This is a genomic window from Algoriphagus kandeliae, from assembly GCF_004571135.1.
GTDB classification, from domain to species: Bacteria; Bacteroidota; Bacteroidia; order Cytophagales; family Cyclobacteriaceae; genus Algoriphagus; species Algoriphagus kandeliae.
Genome location: NZ_SPSB01000004.1, coordinates 394,060 through 411,964 on the forward strand (window position 1 = coordinate 394,060; position 17,905 = coordinate 411,964).

The 17,905-nt window shown below is 42.7% G+C and carries 20 protein-coding genes; 1 reads left to right on the plus strand and 19 read right to left on the minus strand.

Annotation, left to right across the window (positions count from 1 at the left end; translation table 11 throughout):
* Genes E4S40_RS13995 through E4S40_RS14005 form a run of 3 tightly spaced genes read right to left on the minus strand, consistent with a single transcriptional unit; the run spans position 1 to position 4,618 of the window.
* Positions 1 to 1,155 carry a DUF4249 domain-containing protein gene (locus E4S40_RS13995; RefSeq protein ID WP_135075390.1) on the minus strand — a complete coding sequence of 385 codons (1,155 nt, stop codon included), beginning with the start codon at positions 1,153 to 1,155 and terminating at the stop codon, positions 1 to 3.
* Positions 1,155 to 3,905 carry a TonB-dependent receptor gene (locus tag E4S40_RS14000; protein WP_135075393.1) on the minus strand — a complete coding sequence of 917 codons (2,751 nt, stop codon included), beginning with the start codon at positions 3,903 to 3,905 and terminating at the stop codon, positions 1,155 to 1,157. Before E4S40_RS14000 ends, E4S40_RS13995 begins: the two co-directional genes overlap by 1 nt.
* Positions 3,902 to 4,618: a hypothetical protein gene (locus E4S40_RS14005; RefSeq protein WP_135075396.1), complete on the minus strand. Its 717-nt coding sequence runs from the start codon at positions 4,616 to 4,618 to the stop codon at positions 3,902 to 3,904. The genes E4S40_RS14000 and E4S40_RS14005 overlap by 4 nt, the downstream gene beginning before the upstream one ends.
* 112 nt (positions 4,619 to 4,730) lie before the next feature.
* Between E4S40_RS14005 and E4S40_RS14010 the strand changes: the two genes are divergently transcribed.
* Positions 4,731 to 5,642 carry a sugar phosphate isomerase/epimerase family protein gene (locus E4S40_RS14010; RefSeq protein ID WP_135075399.1) on the plus strand — a complete coding sequence of 304 codons (912 nt, stop codon included), beginning with the start codon at positions 4,731 to 4,733 and terminating at the stop codon, positions 5,640 to 5,642.
* An 11-nt stretch (positions 5,643 to 5,653) separates the two neighbouring features.
* Here the strand turns inward: E4S40_RS14010 and E4S40_RS14015 are convergent, their stop codons facing one another.
* From E4S40_RS14015 to secY, 16 genes are all read right to left on the minus strand, one after another.
* Positions 5,654 to 6,874, minus strand: a complete 1,221-nt coding sequence (locus E4S40_RS14015; RefSeq protein WP_135075401.1) for an MFS transporter — start codon at positions 6,872 to 6,874, stop codon at positions 5,654 to 5,656.
* Between the two features lie 320 nt (positions 6,875 to 7,194).
* Entirely contained in the window at positions 7,195 to 8,073 is an 879-nt protein-coding gene (gene cysM, locus E4S40_RS14020; protein ID WP_135075404.1) for a cysteine synthase CysM, read from the minus strand.
* Positions 8,060 to 8,905 carry a serine O-acetyltransferase gene (locus tag E4S40_RS14025; protein ID WP_135075407.1) on the minus strand — a complete coding sequence of 282 codons (846 nt, stop codon included), beginning with the start codon at positions 8,903 to 8,905 and terminating at the stop codon, positions 8,060 to 8,062. Before E4S40_RS14025 ends, cysM begins: the two co-directional genes overlap by 14 nt.
* A 20-nt stretch (positions 8,906 to 8,925) precedes the next feature.
* Complete coding sequence (locus E4S40_RS14030; protein ID WP_135075410.1) at positions 8,926 to 9,474, minus strand: hypothetical protein; 549 nt, start codon at positions 9,472 to 9,474, stop codon at positions 8,926 to 8,928.
* Positions 9,455 to 9,742, minus strand: a complete 288-nt coding sequence (locus tag E4S40_RS14035; protein WP_135075413.1) for an FtsB family cell division protein — start codon at positions 9,740 to 9,742, stop codon at positions 9,455 to 9,457. Before E4S40_RS14035 ends, E4S40_RS14030 begins: the two co-directional genes overlap by 20 nt.
* Positions 9,743 to 9,911: 169 nt before the next feature.
* Positions 9,912 to 11,195 carry a phosphopyruvate hydratase gene (gene eno / locus E4S40_RS14040; RefSeq protein ID WP_135075416.1) on the minus strand — a complete coding sequence of 428 codons (1,284 nt, stop codon included), beginning with the start codon at positions 11,193 to 11,195 and terminating at the stop codon, positions 9,912 to 9,914.
* Positions 11,196 to 11,214: 19 nt separating this feature from the next.
* Positions 11,215 to 12,312 (minus strand): glutamine-hydrolyzing carbamoyl-phosphate synthase small subunit, encoded by a 1,098-nt coding sequence (gene carA, locus E4S40_RS14045; RefSeq protein WP_135075419.1) that lies wholly within the window; start codon positions 12,310 to 12,312, stop codon positions 11,215 to 11,217.
* Positions 12,313 to 12,453: 141 nt separating this feature from the next.
* Positions 12,454 to 13,011, minus strand: a complete 558-nt coding sequence (rplQ, locus tag E4S40_RS14050) for a 50S ribosomal protein L17 (RefSeq protein ID WP_135075422.1) — start codon at positions 13,009 to 13,011, stop codon at positions 12,454 to 12,456.
* Between the two features lie 5 nt (positions 13,012 to 13,016).
* Entirely contained in the window at positions 13,017 to 14,006 is a 990-nt protein-coding gene (locus tag E4S40_RS14055; protein WP_135075424.1) for a DNA-directed RNA polymerase subunit alpha, read from the minus strand.
* A 36-nt stretch (positions 14,007 to 14,042) separates the two neighbouring features.
* On the minus strand, positions 14,043 to 14,651 hold the full coding sequence (gene rpsD / locus E4S40_RS14060) for a 30S ribosomal protein S4 (protein ID WP_135075427.1): 609 nt from the start codon (positions 14,649 to 14,651) through the stop codon (positions 14,043 to 14,045).
* Between the two features lie 18 nt (positions 14,652 to 14,669).
* Positions 14,670 to 15,068 carry a 30S ribosomal protein S11 gene (gene rpsK / locus E4S40_RS14065; RefSeq protein WP_067544612.1) on the minus strand — a complete coding sequence of 133 codons (399 nt, stop codon included), beginning with the start codon at positions 15,066 to 15,068 and terminating at the stop codon, positions 14,670 to 14,672.
* 15 nt (positions 15,069 to 15,083) lie between these two features.
* Positions 15,084 to 15,461: a 30S ribosomal protein S13 gene (rpsM, locus tag E4S40_RS14070; RefSeq protein WP_135075430.1), complete on the minus strand. Its 378-nt coding sequence runs from the start codon at positions 15,459 to 15,461 to the stop codon at positions 15,084 to 15,086.
* Positions 15,462 to 15,465: 4 nt separating this feature from the next.
* A complete protein-coding gene (gene ykgO / locus E4S40_RS14075) occupies positions 15,466 to 15,582 on the minus strand; it encodes a type B 50S ribosomal protein L36 (RefSeq protein WP_081701372.1) in 117 nt (38 codons plus the stop codon).
* 6 nt (positions 15,583 to 15,588) lie between these two features.
* On the minus strand, positions 15,589 to 15,807 hold the full coding sequence (infA, locus tag E4S40_RS14080) for a translation initiation factor IF-1 (RefSeq protein WP_008202999.1): 219 nt from the start codon (positions 15,805 to 15,807) through the stop codon (positions 15,589 to 15,591).
* Between the two features lies 1 nt (position 15,808).
* On the minus strand, positions 15,809 to 16,582 hold the full coding sequence (map, locus tag E4S40_RS14085; RefSeq protein ID WP_135075433.1) for a type I methionyl aminopeptidase: 774 nt from the start codon (positions 16,580 to 16,582) through the stop codon (positions 15,809 to 15,811).
* Position 16,583: 1 nt separating this feature from the next.
* A complete protein-coding gene (gene secY / locus E4S40_RS14090) occupies positions 16,584 to 17,903 on the minus strand; it encodes a preprotein translocase subunit SecY (protein WP_135075436.1) in 1,320 nt (439 codons plus the stop codon).
* Positions 17,904 to 17,905 lie beyond the last annotated feature (2 nt).

Genomic DNA, 17,905 nt, shown 5'->3' on the forward strand with positions numbered 1-17,905 from the left:
TTAATCCTCCCAAAAATCAGGTTTGACATTTGTTCCTCTTCGGGTACAATCCACACAGGAAGCCCGGGCATAGCGATAGCCAATCGGCTCAAATCCATTTTCCAGAAAAACAGGGGTAGTAGGAAGATTTCCCCCAGCTCGGAAATATTGATCGTAATTGGCCACTAAAACTGTATCCGGCTCGGTCACACAACCGAAATAATCTTCCACATCAGGCCGCCAAGGTGCTACCTCTTGATTGTCAATAAACATTCGTTTTTGGCGAACAACACCCAAACTCACCTGCCCGATAACCGGTGCGTCGGGATTTTGATCCTGTCGGATATTTCCCCCAATCAAAGAGGGAAGCGGACTAAAAATGGAACCCAAATCATCTGTGTTTTTCTTCAAAATTTCCCAAAACTCAGAGTCCTCTTTGCTTATCGCTTTTTGAGAAATCAAGATACTATAGCGCACCGAAAGTCGCTCATCTCCTTGATCTATTTGTCGGATAGCCTGACGAAAGACAAACTGATCCTGAAAACGGGAGGAGGTTTCTAGCAATAAATCTGAGTTTCTTCGACTCATATAACAAATATCTATTCGCTCCTCGTTACTACGTGGTACAATTTCTTGGGTCTCGGGAACGTATTTTACCAGGGAAGTAAATGGAGGCCGAAAAGCCCAAGTCTCCTCATAGGTCCAAAGGAAATCATCGGCGTTTTCATCACCCTGAGTAGTCAAAAATATTTCCACTCCATTTTCATTTTCTTCAAAACCTACATCAATAATATCGGGAGTAATCAAAGGTTGAAGTTCCTCGGAAGTGTAGCTCGTGCCATCCCAAAGGAAAATACGCAAGCGATAGCTATCTGATTCTGAAATATCATGCTGAAACTGATAGACTCCATCTCCCAATTCAATAAATGGAAACCGTTCTCCACCCAAACTTTCCAAATAAATATCCGCTCCCAAAACCAGAGAATTAGGCTGGCCTTGCCCCTGAATTGGCTGGGTATAGTTTAAGGTAAGCAGGCTTGGAGTCCCTTCAGAATCCAAATAACCCTCCACTACCAATACATTCAAATCCACTGGGTCGATCTCAGGCTCGAAAGGTTCCCGACAGGAAGCCAATAACCCAATTAATCCTAATCCGAAAAATAAAATATGTCTCATTAAAATTTGAAATTATAGGTAATGAATGGAATAGGTCTTGCAAAAATGGACAACTGATAGCCACGCAACTGTCCATCTACGGGAGCATAATAAACTGAGTAAGGATTGCTTCTGCCGAGCACATTATACACGCCAACGGACCAGGAAGAATGAGCTAATTTTCGTACCTTGTGATTCCCTTCCAAATTCACAGAAAGATCCAATCGGAAATAATCAGGAATTCGGTAAGCATTTCTATCGGAGAAATAAACCCGCTCCGAACTTGCATATTCAAATTTGGCGATAGGCAAAGTCACAGGCCGACCCGTACTGTAATTTCCATTTAAGGTTACGTTTACACGCTTGCTCACCTCATAATTACCCACCAAGGTAGCGTGATGAGGTTGATCAAAATTGCTCGGATAAAACTCCCCATTGTTGATTTTTTCGATACTCGGCTCATCAGAAGTCCGCAACAAAGAGCGTGAATAAGTATAGGCCAAAGATCCAGTCAATTTTCCGGTAGATTTCTTCAGCAATAATTCCAACCCATAGGCCTTACCTTCGGTATTCAAGACGTCTTGCTCAATATTTTCATTCAAAATAATGCTAGCTCCTGAGCGGTAATCCAGGAGATTATTCATATAGCGATAATACACCTCCGCAGAAAATTCCAAGGTATTTAAGGCCATATTTCGGTAATAGCCAACCGATGCCTGCCCTCCATTTTGCGGCTTGATATAGCGATCACTTAGCTTCCAGGAATCCGTCGGGGCAATCGCGGAAGTATTAGACAAAAGATGGATATTTTGCCGCATGGTATTGAAGCCCATCTTCACGGAGGATTGATTATCCAAAGTAAAGCGGGCCGAAACTCTGAATTCAGGTCCGTGGTATGTTTGGACCGACTCTCCTGACTCAAAAGTCTCCTCACCAATTACATTGCTATCCGTAATCGGAGCATTTGGCACATATTGATTTACTGTCAAAGGACCCAAAAGCTGATAAAACATGTACCGCCCGCCAAAGCTGACTGAAAGCTGTTCGCTGAGGGTCCATTCATCACCGAAATAGACAGAAATTTCCCTTGCCTTTTCATCCTCCAAATCCTCAGGAATCACAATGGATTCCGGTCCATAAGGGCTATTGGTTCCCGGATTCAATTCGTATTGAATTCCATGGATTCCAAACTTATAAATATGGTCCTCTCCTTTCCGATATTCGAAATCAGCCCGAAGGTGAAGTTGGCTGACATCAAATTGAAATTGATAAGCATTTAGCAGATTGTCTGCTCCGATGATGCCGAATTGGTAATTATCCGAGCCCATGGTAAACTTCCCTTCTAGCTGCTCATTGAAAAAGTGTCTCCAAGTAGCGGCCAAATTCAAATTCTCATAGGAATAGGTCGTATCCAAATCAAAGGCAAAGTCATCTTTGGAAATATAGGAGGTGATTTCCAGTTGATTCTTATCATTGAACTCATGACGGATATTGGCATTCAGGTCATAAAAAGAAGCACTCGAGCCTTCCAAAGCAGCCTCATCATCAAGCAGGTCTAGTGCCCAATTGGAGTAGGTAGTTCGTCCACCTATAATGAATGTCGTTTTCTCTCCAATCGGCCCTTCCAAACTCAATCGACCCGTCATAATCCCTATACCTCCGCTTCCTCCGATCTTATCCGATCTGCCAAATTTTGGCTCCACCTGAAGCACCGAAGAAAGTCTTCCACCATAATTGACCGGAACAGAACCTTTGTACAATTCCACTCCTGAAACCATATCCGGATTGAATGCAGAAAAGAAACCAAAAACATGGGATGGATTGAAAATGGTGGATTGATTATAGAGAATCAAATTCTGGTCAGCAGCTCCTCCACGCACATTAAAGCCCACACTAGCCTCTCCTACCGTATTCACTCCTGGCATAGTAAGCACTCCTCTCAAGATGTCAACTTCTCCTAAAACAGCGGGCAGTTTTCGTACATCTGCAATGCTTATAGCCTGAACACCCATATCCAGTTTATTGATGTTGTTGAGCGCACCAGAACTCACCACTATTTCATCCAGTGAAAGGAAGCTTTCCTGTACTTCCATATCGAGCACCCCATCTCCAAACAATTCGATTTGACGTTGCTCCTGATAGCCTCCTGGATTCTGGATAAAAAGCGTATGCCTACCCTTGGGTAATTCAAGCTTGTAATTCCCATCCGTGTCAGTGATGGTCTTATTGTAATCCACCTTTTCGAAAATGACGGTTCCAAGCATGGGCTCCCCATTATCGATATTGCTGACTTTTCCGCTAAGGATGGCAGTTTTCCGCGATGGGTCTTCCTTGTCTTTCCCAATTTCGAAGCGCATGTTTTTAGCAAAAGCGCCTAATTCAGTTCCTTTTGTCCCCATGGCATTCACATCACTAGGAGCTTTAGCCTCAAAATAATCTCTGGAAAAATTCACCGTCAGCTTTTCCCCTCGGGTAATAAATACCCGATGATCGGCAGCAATGGAAAATTTGAAATCCGTATCCGAAAAGAGGGTTTCCAGCAGGTCTTTTAACTCGCTGTCATTTGCTTGGATATTCACCGAAAAACCCGATAAATCCTGCTTAGAATAAATGAATCGGAAATCACTTTCGGACTCTATTCTTTCCACAAAGCGCTCAAAGGAGATCCCGGCAAAAAACCCAGAGAATTTCTGAGAAGTTTGTGCAAGTAGCTCCGGAGCTCCCCAACCAAACAGCAACAAAAGAAATATTAAAAATCGGATAAACTTCATAAGGAATCAGATGGGGAATTCGGAGAAAGCTCCAATAAAGCAATTAAGTATTTGCGGCGGTTTTGATTATAGTAGATACCCTTTCTGGTAAGATTTTCCCGAACCGCCTTCTTTTCAACTTGTAGCTGCTTGATGGCATCTTTCTTTTTCTTAATCGGAAAAAACTGCTCATTCTTCACCAGAAAAAAATCCTCATATTCTAAATAGTAGCCTACATAGTCCCCCAATTCACGGGCGGGCTTTTCAACTTTGTAATGTTTTGAAACCAATAAATAAGCACCTTCTGCAATGATTTCATAGAATCCATTTTTATCATACAGATAGTTTTCATTCCCTTTCAACTTCCTGAATTCATTCCCATTTGCCAGTACAAAGCCATTGACTTTAGCAGGATTGATTAGGAGTTTTTGAGAAAAAAGCGGGTGAAAGGTAATCACCTGATCAAAGCGGATATCATAAAGCAGCGGCACATCCGGATAAAATACCCGGTTGATGGTCAAGCCTCCATTTTCGAAGGAACGAGTCTCTAGGTAAGGAAAGCCATCATAATTCCGTGGCGGTTCCGGATATTGAGCCCCGGTGATCAATTCCTGGAAAAAGGGAAGCTCCTCCTGATACTTTTCAAGATTCGCCAAGTTCTCGTTGACGGTCTGGGACCAAGCCGAAACCGCTAGTAGGGCACACAAACCCCAAGAAAAAATAATTTTCCGCATGGATGAAATTACGATAGATTCCAATCGAAGATGTTTATTTTTAAAAATATCTTTAAATGGTTTCCCTTTACGATGGAAGGGAAAAAAATGCTACAAAAATTTCTGAATCCTCATGATCAATCGTAGAAACCTGCTCAAATCACTTGCTTTGGCACCTTTAGCCGGGGTGGCAATGAACGCCGAAGCAAAGCCCACTGTCAAGAGAGAGACTAGCTTTAAATTTTCCCTGAACACCTCCACCATTCGGGGACAAAAACTCAGTCTTCCAGAAATCATTGAACTGACAGCTCGGGCAGGTTATGACGGATTTGAACCTTGGATGATGGAAATCCAAGCCTATCTGGAAAGTGGAAAGAGCTTGGCTTCCCTGAAAAAACTGGCATCTGATGCAGGTTTGGAATTTTTTGACTGCATAGGCTTCCCAACTTGGATGGCTCAGGATGAAGAAAAGAGCAAGGCAGGTTTTGCCCAGATGGAAAAGGAAATGGGAATCTTGGCAGATTTGGGTTGCCCTCGAGTAGCTGCTCCGGCTATCGGAACAGAAGCCCCCTTGGACCTGATGCAGGCAGGTAAAAAGTATAAAAAGCTTTTGGACCTAGGTCGGAAAACCGGAGTCATGCCTCAATTGGAATTTTGGGGAGCTTATCCCTCCTTCCATCACTTAGGGCAAGCCATGATGGTGGCTGCTGTAGCAGATGATCCGGATGCCAAAATTCTCGCAGACGTCTATCACCTATTCAGAGGAGGATCTGGTTTTGAAGGAATGAAATTGCTCGATGGTCAGGCGATTGATATTTTCCATTTGAATGATGTGCCGGGTGACATCCCACGCTTGGAGCAACAGGACAAGGATCGGGTATTCCCAGGAGATGGAGCAGCACCCATGCAGGAACTCGCCGACACGCTCAAGGCAAAAGGGACTCCGGTGATTCTTTCCCTAGAACTCTTTAACCCAACCTACTATGCCATGGATGCAGCAGTGGTCGTAAAAGAAGGTTTGGAGAAGATGAAACGGTTCTTTTAAAACTCCGATAATCAAGAGGTAGTAGGGATGGGTTTTGGCATTCGGACCTGAATAATTCCAGCCGAAAGGATGGTAATCACCCCAATTAGCGCTATGGCATAATGGACGCCAAAAAAATCTGCCGCAATCCCAGATACAATCGCTCCGATGCCATATCCCAAATCACGCCACAATCTAAACACCCCGATACTTTCTGCTCGCTGTTCGGGATGGGTCACCGATGCAATGGTGGAAAGAAATGTCGGATAAACCAATGCAGTACCAACCCCAAGGGCAATGGAAAGCAGTACCAGGCTTGTGGTGATACTGCTTACCGAGAGCAGAAGTATCGCCACTCCTTGCATCAACATTCCCCATACGAGCATGGATTTTTTGGGGAAACAATCCGCCATTTTCCCGGTAAAAAGTTGACTGACACCCCAGACTGTCGGATAGATAGCAGTCAGGAGCCCTGTGTTTTCCGAGTCAAAATCCAGCGAAAAAAGCAAAATGGGAAACAACCCCCACATCATACCATCATTCAGGTTGTTGACCAAGCCCGCTTGTGTGACGGCACTTAAGGTCTTGTTTTTTAAGGTAGTTTCACGAAACACCTGTTTAAGCGAGGAAATGGATGAGGTCTGACTTTCTTTTTTCACAAAAAACCGGGTATCCTGAACCCAAACCACAGATAAACCCAAACCCAACAAGGAGATGAAAATTCCAAGAATAAAGGGGTAGGGCCAAATCCCAAAACGATCGGCCATAAATCCCGTCAGAAAAGCAACGATGCCTACGGCCAAATATCCGGCAAACTCATTGATTCCCATGGCAAAGCCACGGTCCTTCTCTCCGACCAAGTCAATCTTCATCAAAACAGTGCTACTCCATGTGAGACCTTGACTGATTCCCAATAGTACATTTGAAAAGACCACAAAGCCCCAGGTCGGAGCAAAAATCAATAGGAATGGCACCGGAATCGCAATGAACCAACCGATGACCAACAAATTTTTTCTCCCCAATCGATTCGCTAGGCGACCAGTATAGTAATTAGCAACCGCCTTACTTATCCCGAAGGCTGTGATAAAGGAAAGAATGGCAACGTGAGACGAAATCCCAAACTGACTACTGGCAAATTCCGGAAAGATCGATCGCTCCAACCCAATCATCCCTCCGACTAGAGCATTGACAAGGACCAACAATACAAATTGTCGCCAATTTTCTTTTAGGCCGAGTTTGATGATTTTGTTCATGAGATGGAGTGCAAAATTGGGCCATTTCAGTCAATTTTTTGGTGATATGCGTCACGAAAAGGAATGAACCCAATTGGATAGAATGGTCCGAAAATAAAAAAATCGGGAAACAGATCGTCTAATCTTTTCCTAACCAGAAGTTAAATGAATATTTAGTCTAAGCAGGAACCATGGATTTAGCCAAAAATACTTTTTCACAAAGACCCTGAGCGAAGTCAAAATTTTTTTACTTGTAGGTGAAACTTGAGGAAAGGGTGATTGTAAGCATAAAGCATTATCCCCGATGCGAACCCCATGAACTTTAGGAAATTCAAATTTCTTTATCCAAACAAATCCGAACTTAAATAGCGATCGCCTCGGTCGCAAGTAATGCAGACAATAAGTCCTTCTTCCAGTTCTTTGGAAAGTTCGATGGCAGCATGCAACGCACCTCCACTACTCATTCCCGCCAAAATTCCTTCTTCTTTAGCCATTCTTCGTGTCATTTGAGTAGCTTGGTCCTGACTGACATCAATAACCCGATCAACTCGGGAAGCATCAAAAATAGCTGGTAAAAATTCAGGAGACCAGCGTCTGATTCCAGGAATACTGGATCCTTCAGTTGGTTGCGTTCCTACAATTTGAATAGCAGGATTCATCTCTTTCAAAAACATGGAAACGCCCATGATCGTACCTGTAGTCCCCATAGCGGAAACAAAATGGGTGACTTTTCCTTCAGTATCTCTCCAGATTTCGGGACCGGTACTTTTATAATGAGCCAGATAATTATCGCTATTCCCAAACTGATTTAGCATAAAGTACCCTTCCTCATCCCGCATCTTTTCCGCTAAGACCCGTGAATATTCGATGGTTTGAGCAGCTGGAGTTAAAATGACTTTGGCGCCATAGGCTTCCATGGACAATACCCGCTCCCGGGTAGAATTATCCGGCATAATCAAGGTCATATCCAAGCCAAGGACCTTGGAAACCATTGCTAGAGCAATACCTGTATTTCCACTTGTCGCTTCGACAAGCTTATCTCCTTTTTTGATGTCTCCTCGGTCCAATGCGGACTTTAGCATATTGTAAGCTGCACGGTCCTTCACACTTCCCCCGGGGTTTTGTCCTTCCATTTTGCAAAGGATTTTGACATTAGGATTAGTAGGAATATGCACCAACTCTACCAAAGGAGTATTTCCAATCAAATCAACTAGTTGCATCTGGATCATTTTTAAAAACGTACAAATCTGTCACATCCGAATCCGCATGGTACATCTTGGCTTGATAGTAAACCTTGGAACCGGCAGGAATGGATTTGGTCAACCACACATTACCTCCGATTGTACTTCCCTTTCCAATAACCGTCTTCCCTCCCAAAATGGTAGCACCCGCATAGATCACCACCTCATCTTCGATAGTTGGATGTCGCTTCACGTCCGCATCGGCTTTTTCCACGCTCAAGGCACCTAAGGTAACGCCTTGATAGATTTTCACATGATTACCGATTACAGTCGTCTCTCCAATAACCACCCCTGTACCGTGATCAATGCAGAAATGCTGACCAATCCGAGCACCTGGGTGAATATCAATTCCGGTTCGGCTGTGTGCCAATTCAGTAATCATTCTCGGAATCAATTTGATCCCTAATAGATGAAGTTCATTGGCAATCCGATAAGCTGCGATGGCATAAAATCCGGGATAGGATCTGAGAATTTCCGTACGGGATTTTGCAGCAGGGTCACCTGCATACATGGCGTCCACATCTTGATTGACCCAATCATAAACCCTCTCCAAATTGGCAAAAAACTGAGCCGCGAGCTTTCTTCCATCCTGACCATGCAAGTGGGTATTTCGTTCCAAAATCTTAGAGAGCCGCTCTTGAAGCTCATTCAGCTTGGCTTTGAGTTCGCTTTCCTCTTTTATTTTTTGAACCGAATGCTCAGGAAATAAAAGTCCCAAAAGATTTTCGAAAAAATGCTGAACAACCTGAGGGGAAGGGCAATCAGAGCATTCCTGATGTGCTTGGTAGATTTTTTTCAGTAATGAATTCATCGAATAGGTTTGGAGTGTCTTTACATCACAAAACCCACTCGAATGACATAAGGTTCACCGTAAGGAGATCGAAGATTGTCATGAAGGACATTGTACAAAAAGGTGAAATTAGCTCCACCTCTTCCCCCGCCGAAAGGCGCAAAATAACCTCCTCCCAGAAAAAGTCCATTTGCCCAAATCCGCTCAAATCGATCTGTTAGTAAATTGTAATTGTCAAAATTGATGGATTCAAACTCTGCATGGAGGAAAATATTGGGAAGTACATTGTAGCGATTGAAAACTCTCCAACCATAGGTCGAAGAAGAGCCTCCAATATATCGTCTATCATCGAAATATTGGTAGGTAATTCCTAATCCAGCAGAATAGCGATCAGTGATCATTACCCCTGCCAAAGGAGATACATCGATCAACGTAATCGTCCCAAACTGCATCCCGAAATTCCCACCGAAATACAATCTATCCTTAAAAGAAGTGCTATCACTGTAGATGGGACGCTGCGCAAAAGCGATTGAACTGAACAAAAAAAGCCCGAAAAAGAGGGCTTTGAATTTATTTCTTGACGATAACATAGAGATCCTCCGTTTCTTTCTTCATAAAGTACTTTTCACGAGCAAACTTCTCCATGAGTTCCGGATTGTTCATTAATTCTTCCCGTTCCTCCTTGATTTTGGCTTTTCGCTCTAAAAAATATTCCTTCCTGTCTTCGAGTTCATTCAGCTTTCGACTCAGCTTGAATTGATTTACCAAATTATTTGAATCAATAAAAATCATCCATAACAGGAAAAAAGAACCTGCTAGCACATAGAAATTGGTGGTGATTTTGAAAAGCTTTCTCATGATTCTCCGAATGCAGTATTTGCTAAAATAGAAATAAATCGCCCTAATTGGACTTTAATTTTTCGATTTAGTCTATTAAACAAAAATAATGCAAAAAAAGGCAGCCATTTCTGACTGCCTTTTTGAATACGTATTTACTGAGGTGAATTTCACCTGCAAGTTGGGCGATTTACTTCAATCGACCTTTAAATACAGCTGACTCACCCAACTGCTCTTCAATACGAAGCAATTGATTGTATTTAGCCATTCGATCGGAACGAGAGGCTGATCCTGTTTTGATTTGTCCTGTATTCAAAGCCACAGCCAAATCTGCGATTGTTGCATCTTCAGTTTCTCCAGAACGGTGGGACATTACAGCTGTAAATCCTGCCTTGTGAGCCAAATTCACCGCATTGATGGTCTCAGTCAAAGTACCGATTTGGTTTACCTTCACCAAGATGGAGTTAGCAGACTTCTCTTCGATGCCGCGCTTCAAGAATTTCACATTGGTCACAAACAAGTCGTCACCAACCAATTGAACTCTATCTCCAATTTTTGCGGTCAACATATTCCAGCCCATCCAATCATCTTCTGCACAACCATCTTCAATGGAATCGATTGGATATTTTTCAGTAAGCTCTGCCAAGTAAGCAACCTGCTCTTCTCGTGATCTTACTTTTCCAGTAGGTCCTTCAAACTTGGAGTAATCGTATTTTCCATCTTTATAAAACTCGGAAGATGCACAATCCAAGGCGATAGTTACATCATCCCCGGCTTTGTATCCAGCTTTTGCGATCGCATCCAAAATGCAACCCAAAGCCTCTTCAGTACCCCCGGAGAAGTTTGGAGCGAAACCACCCTCATCTCCTACTGCTGTACTTAGATTTTTATCATGAAGGATTTTCTTTAAATGATGGAAAATTTCAGTTCCCATTCGAATCGCCTGAGAGAAGCTATCCGCTCCAACAGGACGAATCATGAATTCCTGGAAAGCAATAGGCGCATCGGAATGGGATCCTCCGTTAATGATATTCATCATAGGTACGGGAAGGGTATTTGCATTTACTCCACCGATGTATCGGTAAAGCGGTTGGCCAGCTTCCATCGCTGCTGCTTTTGCTACAGCCAAGGAAACTCCCAAAATCGCATTAGCGCCCAATCTTCCTTTATTTGGAGTTCCATCCAAATCGATCATGATTTGATCGATCAGGTTTTGCTCGAATACATCAAAGCCAACAAGCTCTGAAGCGATGATATCATTTACATTGGCGACGGCTTTTAATACTCCTTTGCCCAAGTATACATTCTTATCTCCGTCTCGGAGTTCTACAGCTTCATTAGCTCCGGTAGATGCACCACTAGGAACTGCCGCACGGCCAAAAGCTCCATTTTCGGTTACTACATCCACTTCAATGGTAGGGTTACCTCTAGAGTCGAGGATTTGTCTGGCGTGAATTGATTGAATCAACGTCATAGTTTAAAAGGTTTTGAGATTAGTTTTTATTGATTAAGTCGATAAAATCATCGAATAAATATCGGGAATCGTGTGGTCCAGGAGAAGACTCCGGGTGGTATTGCACCGAGAATGCCGGTTTATTTGTCAACTTGATTCCTGCTACAGTATTATCATTCAAATGAACATGCGTGATCTCTACATCAGGATGCTTTTCGGTATCCTCTCGTACGATGTTGAAGCCATGGTTTTGAGAAGTAATTTCACTCTTTCCAGTCACCAAGTTTTTGATAGGATGATTGATCCCTCTGTGACCATGATGCATTTTGAAGGTGGAAATTCCAACAGCCTCCGCAAGCAATTGATGTCCTAAGCAAATCCCAAAGACTGGTTTGTCTGTTTCAAGAATTTCCTTGACAGTATCTACTGCATAATCCATTGCTGCTGGATCACCCGGTCCATTGGAAAGGAAGTAGGCATTCGGAGCCCATGCTTCCATTTCTGCAAGAGAAGTCTTTGCTGGGAAGACCTTACAATAAACTCCACGTGCCGCTAGATTTCTAAGGATATTTTTTTTGATTCCAAAATCTAAGCAAGCTACACGGATTGGTGAATTTTCGTCTCCAAAGAAATAAGGCTCTTGCGTACAAACTTTGGAAGAAAGCTCTAGACCATTCATATCGGGCAGCTTGTCCAACTCTGCTTTCAAGCCTTCCAAATCGCCTTCATATTCAGAACTGATAATTGCATTCATCGCTCCTTGGGAGCGGATATGACGTACGAGTTTTCGCGTATCAATGTCTGCAATCCCAGTGATCTTGTATTTCACTAAGTAATCTTGAAGTGAGCCATCACCATCTAATCGAGAATATGTCTCAGAGAAACTGTTGACCACAATTCCTCCAATTGTAGGATGATCGGATTCCACTTCTTCATGATGTACACCATAATTCCCGATATGGGAAGTGGTGGTTACAATCACTTGGCCGGTATAGGAAGGATCGGTGTAGATTTCCTGATAGCCAGTCATACCGGTGTTAAAACAAATTTCCCCACCATTGGTACCGGGGTTTCCAATCAAAGAACCGTGGAAAACTGTTCCATCGGCGAGTAGTAGAGTTGCTTTCTTTTTTATCATTTTTGGAAGGATTGTCCAAAGTTAAATATTTCTCATAATGAGAAGGAATTCAAGGCAAGAAAACCTTGTGATCGGATGGAATCTTCAAAAAAAAAGGATTGAACGAATGTCCAATCCTTTTGATATGAGTGATACCACAATTTAGTTTTTCTCAGTTTCTTCTGAACTTTCACCAGAAGCCTCAGGAGCTTCGTTAGCAGGCTCATCCGCCGCAGCTTCAGCTTGTGGAGTTTCCACAACTTCTTCTTTAGCCGCAGGAGCAGCATCAGCAGCTTTACCAGAACCTCTTCTAGATCTTCTAGTAGTCTTCTTAGCTGGCTTGCTTTCTTTCAACATCAATTCGTTGAAGTCAACCAACTCGATGATACACATTTCTGCGTTGTCACCCAATCGGAAACCAGTCTTAATAATTCTAGTGTATCCTCCTGGACGAGTTCCAACTTTAGCAATCACCTCACCAAACAATGATTTGATTGCTTCTTTGTTCTTCAAGTAGGAGAATGCTACCCGACGGTTGTGGGTTGTATCTTCTTTAGCTCTGGTGATCAGAGGCTCTACAAATTTCTTAAGTTCCTTAGCCTTTGCAAGCGTGGTGGAGATACGCTTGTGAAGAATCAAGGACGTGGCCATGTTGGAAAGCATTGCTTTCCGGTGGGCTGCCTTTCTTCCAAGGTGGTTGAATTTCTTGCCGTGTCTCATTTTATTTATTCTTCATCAAGTTTATACTTTGAAATATCCATTCCAAAGGTGAGGCCTTTGTCTTGAATCAACTGCTCAAGCTCTGCAAGGGATTTCTTTCCGAAGTTTCGGAATTTCATCATATCAGAGATTTCAAGCTTAGCCAAGTCACCCAAGGTCTTGACATCGGCCGCTTTAAGGCAATTGAATGCTCGAACGGAAAGGTCAAGATCACTCAAGGAAGTCTTGAGTAGTTTTCTCATGTGAAGGAACTCCTCATCAATTGGTTCTGGCTCAGCCACACCGGTAGAGTCAAGTACCATAGTCTGGTCAGAGAACAACATGAAGTGTTGAATCAAAATCTTCGCGGATTCCTGAAGTGCTTTCTCAGGGTGGATAGAACCATCCGTAGTCACTTCCAAGATCAATTTTTCGAAGTCAGTCTTCTGCTCAACTCGTGTGTTCTCAACGCTATACTTCACATTCTTGATTGGAGTGAAGATTGCATCGATCGCGATCTGACCAAACACTTGTTCCTTTGGTTTGGATTCTTCAGCAGGTAGATAACCTCTTCCTTTTTCGACAGTTAATTCGATTTCAAAAGTCTTGGACTCATCGATATGGCAAATCACCAACTCCGGATTCAAGATTTCGAAAGAAGAGGTGAACTTAGCGATGTCCCCTGCAGTGAAGACAGACTGATTTTTAACTTCAACAGTAATCTTTCCATCAAAAGCCTCGTGGACTTTTTTGAAACGCACCTGCTTCAAGTTCAAAATAATGTCGGTCACATCCTCCACTACACCTTCGATGGTAGAAAACTCATGCACCACTCCAGGAATTTTGATGGAAGTGATGGCATAACCCTCCAGCGAAGAAAGCAATATCCTTCTCAGAGCGTTACCGATAGTAACTCCATAGCCTTTTTCTAGTGGTTTAAAGGTGAATAAGCCGTGAAAGTCATCAGCCTTTTCCATCACCACTTTCTCAGGCATTTGAAATGCTAGTATGGACATATATTGTTCGTTGTTTTTTGCTGAAAATAGAAAATATTACTTAGAGTAGAGTTCGACGATCAACTGCTCTTTGATATTCTCAGGAATATCATCACGAGAAGGAATGCTGACGAACTTTCCGGTTAGCGTAGGCTTATCCCACTCCAACCAAGAGTACTTGTGTGCACCTCCGGTACCAGCCAAGCTGTCTGTAATAGCTTCCAAAGACTTGGAACGCTCACGTACAGAAACAACATCACCTGGTCTCAAGGTGAAAGAAGGAATATTCACTACTTCTCCGTTAACCAAGATGTGCTTGTGAGAAACAAGCTGTCTTGCTGCACGACGAGTAGGAGCAATTCCCAATCTATAAACGGTGTTGTCTAATCTCGCTTCTAGAAGCTGAAGAAGGTTTTCACCGGTAATTCCAGTTTTACGGGAAGCAATGTCAAACAATTTCGCGAATTGTCTTTCCAACACACCGTAGATGTATTTAGCTTTTTGCTTTTCAGCAAGCTGAATAGCGTATTCAGACTGCTTCTTTCTACGACCTCTTCCGTGCTGTCCTGGAGGGTAGTTTTTCTTTTGAAGTGCTTTGCTGTGCCCTTCAATAGGCTCGCCAAATTTTCTGGCGATCTTGGATTTAGGACCTGTATATCTAGCCATTCTCTTTCTGTTTTAAAATTAAACTCTTCTACGCTTAGGAGGTCTACAACCGTTGTGAGGAAGTGGAGTCACATCAATGATGGTAGTTACGTCCAGTCCTACGTTTTGTAAAGTTCTGATTGCAGATTCACGACCTGCACCAGGACCTTTTACAAATACCTCGATTTTTCTCAATCCCAAATCGTAGGCTACCTGACCACAGTTTTGTGCAGCCATTTGAGCGGCATAGGGAGTGTTTTTCTTGGAGCCTCTGAAGCCCATTTTACCGGCAGATGCCCAAGAGATCACTTGTCCTGCATTGTTGGTAATAGAGATGATGATGTTGTTGAAAGAGGCTTTGATGTGAGCTTGGCCTACTGCTTCAACTTTTACAACTCGCTTTTTACCTTTTGATTTATCGTTTCTTTTCTGAGCCATAATCTAATTCAGGTTTTATTTAGTTGCCTTCTTCTTGTTAGCAACAGTTTTACGCTTACCCTTTCTTGTTCTGGCGTTGTTCTTGGTCTTTTGACCACGCACAGGAAGTCCTTTTCTGTGTCTCAATCCTCGATAACAACCGATGTCCATCAATCGCTTGATGTTCAATTGAACCTCAGACTTAAGTACACCTTCAGTCCGGTACTCTTCAGCAATGATGTTACGGATCTTAGTAGACTCGTCATCATCCCATTCACCGGCCTTTTTGTCAAAGGAAATTCCGGCTTTATTCAGGATCGCTCTGGCGGAGCTTCGGCCAATTCCGAAGATATAGGTTAGCCCGATTTCGCCACGCTTATGGTCTGGTATATCTACACCTGCAATTCTAGCCATAATCTTAACCTTGTCTTTGTTTAAACTTAGGATTCTTTTTGTTGATGACGTAAAGCTTTCCTTTTCTTCTGATCACCTTACAGTCAGCGCTTCTCTTTTTGATAGATGCCCTTACTTTCATTTTCTTTTATTTATATCTATATACTATTCTTCCTTTGGAAAGGTCATAGGGAGAAAGCTCCAACTTGACCCGATCACCGGGGAGGATTTTGATATAATTCATCCTCATTTTTCCGGAAATGTGCGCAATCAACTGATGCCCATTTTCTAGTTCTACTTTAAACATCGCATTGGATAGGGCTTCGATGATTGTCCCATCCTGCTCGATAGAAGTTTGTTTGGCCATATTAGAATTTATAATTCTCTTCTATGTATTTATGTGAAGTCAATACTTCTGTTCGATCTTCGAAAATCGCCACTGTGTGCTCATAATGTGCCGAAGGTTTACGATCCGCCGTGCGGATCGTCCAGCCATCTCGCTCTTGGACGATATTCCGCGTACCAAGATTAATCATGGGCTCAATCGCAATTACCATCCCTTCCTTTAACAAGGGACCGCTGCCTTTTTTGCCGTAGTTGGGAACTTCAGGAGACTCGTGAAGATTTCTACCTAGACCGTGACCTACCAATTCGCGAACAACCGTATATCCTTTAGCTTCGACGAATTTTTGGATCGCATGCCCTATATCCCCAATCCTATTTCCAAAAACTGCTTTTTCTATTCCCAAATAGAGTGAATCCTTAGTGGCGCGTAATAAATCTAAGACTGGGGATGAAACTTCACCTACGGGATACGTATAAGCGGAATCGCTATGAAAACCTTGGTGAAAGACTCCACAATCTACTGAGATTATATCGCCATCTTTCAATTCATACTCACTGGGAAAACCGTGAACAACAACTTCATTCACGGAAATACAGAGTGAAGCAGGGAAGCCATTATATCCTTTGAAGGAAGGAACAGCTCCATGATCCCTGATAAACTCCTCAGCAATTTTATCTAGATGAGAGGTCTTTACCCCTATCTTAATATTCTTAGCTATTTCCCCATGGGCTTTCGCCAGAATATCAGCACTTTCTTTAATCTTTTGAACCTCCTCTGAGGTCTTATAATGAATCATCTTAAGCTACTTGGTAATTTGAAGCGTTATTCTTCATATTACCACTCTTCATCATTCCTTCATAGTGACGCATTAATAGATAACTTTCGATTTGACGAAGCGTATCCATGATTACACCAACCATGATTAGAAGAGAAGTACCTCCATAGAATTGAGCAAACTCACCACCTACACCAGCAATAATTGCCAAGGCAGGAAGAATCGCAACTACAGCCAATAAGACTGAACCTGGAAGCGTAATTTTAGAGATGATCCCATCAATAAATTCAGCAGTCGGTGCTCCCGGCTTAATTCCAGGAACGAAGCCACCATTTCTCTTCATATCTTCAGCTATCTGCTCTGGATTAACAGTAATCGCAGTGTAGAAGAAAGTAAAGACAATGATTAAAACAGCAAACAACAAGTTATACTGCCAAGAAGTAAAGTCCGAGAATGTGGTTCCGATGTAGTTAGCAATATCACTTTCACCAGCCCAAATCTGTGCAATCAAAGCAGGCACAAACATCAAAGACTGAGCAAAAATGATAGGCATAACACCAGAGGCATTCACTTTGATAGGAATGTATTGACGCTGACCGCCATATACTTTTCCACCAACCACTTGCTTAGCATATTGAACAGGAATTCTTCTTGTAGCTTCTGTCAAAGCAACAACTCCAACAACTACGAAGAATAGAACACCAGCTTCTATCAATAACAGGAGCAAACCTGAAGATCCTTTTTCCAAAACCTCAGCGATTATCGCACCTGGAAATCTGGAGATGATACCAATCATAATCAACATGGAAATACCGTTGCCGATTCCTTTTTCAGTAATCTTTTCTCCCAACCACATACAGAACATGGTTCCGGCAGATAACAATACCAAAGAACTGAACATGAACAAACCAGTGCTTACCATTACTGCTCCAGTTGGGAGAATAGTAGCGGTCACATATCCAATACCTTGGGCTATGGTAATCAAAATGGTCAAGACACGGGTAATCTGATTGATACGCTTACGACCAGATTCCCCTTCCTTTTGCATTTTTTGGAAATAAGGAACTCCGACAGTCAACAACTGCAACACGATGGAAGCAGAGATATATGGCATGATTCCCAATCCAAAAATGGAGGCATTACTGAATGCTCCACCAAGGAAAGTATCAATCAAGCCAAATATTCCCTCTTGAGGACCACCCAATTTAGAAGGATCTACACCGGGAAGAACCACGAAAGAACCCAATCGGAAAATGATTAGGAATCCTACCGTATTGAGAATCCTTACTCGAAGGTCTTCAATAGAGAAAATATTCTTAACTGTCGAAATAAACTTTTTCATTT

Bases quoted from the DNA above. Each gene is read 5' to 3' on its own strand.
- infA (WP_008202999.1), bottom strand. From the start codon at position 15,807: ATGGCCAAACAAACTTCTATCGAGCAGGATGGGACAATCATCGAAGCC.
- E4S40_RS14005 (WP_135075396.1), bottom strand. From the start codon at position 4,618: ATGCGGAAAATTATTTTTTCTTGGGGTTTGTGTGCCCTACTAGCGGTT.
- rpsD (WP_135075427.1), bottom strand. From the start codon at position 14,651: ATGGCTAGATATACAGGTCCTAAATCCAAGATCGCCAGAAAATTTGGC.
- rplQ (WP_135075422.1), bottom strand. From the start codon at position 13,011: ATGAGACACGGCAAGAAATTCAACCACCTTGGAAGAAAGGCAGCCCAC.
- rpsM (WP_135075430.1), bottom strand. From the start codon at position 15,461: ATGGCTAGAATTGCAGGTGTAGATATACCAGACCATAAGCGTGGCGAA.
- ykgO (WP_081701372.1), bottom strand. From the start codon at position 15,582: ATGAAAGTAAGGGCATCTATCAAAAAGAGAAGCGCTGACTGTAAGGTG.
- E4S40_RS14010 (WP_135075399.1), top strand. From the start codon at position 4,731: ATGATCAATCGTAGAAACCTGCTCAAATCACTTGCTTTGGCACCTTTA.
- eno (WP_135075416.1), bottom strand. From the start codon at position 11,195: ATGACGTTGATTCAATCAATTCACGCCAGACAAATCCTCGACTCTAGA.
- E4S40_RS14035 (WP_135075413.1), bottom strand. From the start codon at position 9,742: ATGAGAAAGCTTTTCAAAATCACCACCAATTTCTATGTGCTAGCAGGT.
- cysM (WP_135075404.1), bottom strand. From the start codon at position 8,073: ATGCAACTAGTTGATTTGATTGGAAATACTCCTTTGGTAGAGTTGGTG.
- E4S40_RS14000 (WP_135075393.1), bottom strand. From the start codon at position 3,905: ATGAAGTTTATCCGATTTTTAATATTTCTTTTGTTGCTGTTTGGTTGG.
- carA (WP_135075419.1), bottom strand. From the start codon at position 12,312: ATGATAAAAAAGAAAGCAACTCTACTACTCGCCGATGGAACAGTTTTC.
- secY (WP_135075436.1), bottom strand. From the start codon at position 17,903: ATGAAAAAGTTTATTTCGACAGTTAAGAATATTTTCTCTATTGAAGAC.
- E4S40_RS14025 (WP_135075407.1), bottom strand. From the start codon at position 8,905: ATGAATTCATTACTGAAAAAAATCTACCAAGCACATCAGGAATGCTCT.
- rpsK (WP_067544612.1), bottom strand. From the start codon at position 15,068: ATGGCTCAGAAAAGAAACGATAAATCAAAAGGTAAAAAGCGAGTTGTA.
- E4S40_RS14015 (WP_135075401.1), bottom strand. From the start codon at position 6,874: ATGAACAAAATCATCAAACTCGGCCTAAAAGAAAATTGGCGACAATTT.
- E4S40_RS13995 (WP_135075390.1), bottom strand. From the start codon at position 1,155: ATGAGACATATTTTATTTTTCGGATTAGGATTAATTGGGTTATTGGCT.
- map (WP_135075433.1), bottom strand. From the start codon at position 16,582: ATGATTCATTATAAGACCTCAGAGGAGGTTCAAAAGATTAAAGAAAGT.
- E4S40_RS14030 (WP_135075410.1), bottom strand. From the start codon at position 9,474: ATGTTATCGTCAAGAAATAAATTCAAAGCCCTCTTTTTCGGGCTTTTT.
- E4S40_RS14055 (WP_135075424.1), bottom strand. From the start codon at position 14,006: ATGTCCATACTAGCATTTCAAATGCCTGAGAAAGTGGTGATGGAAAAG.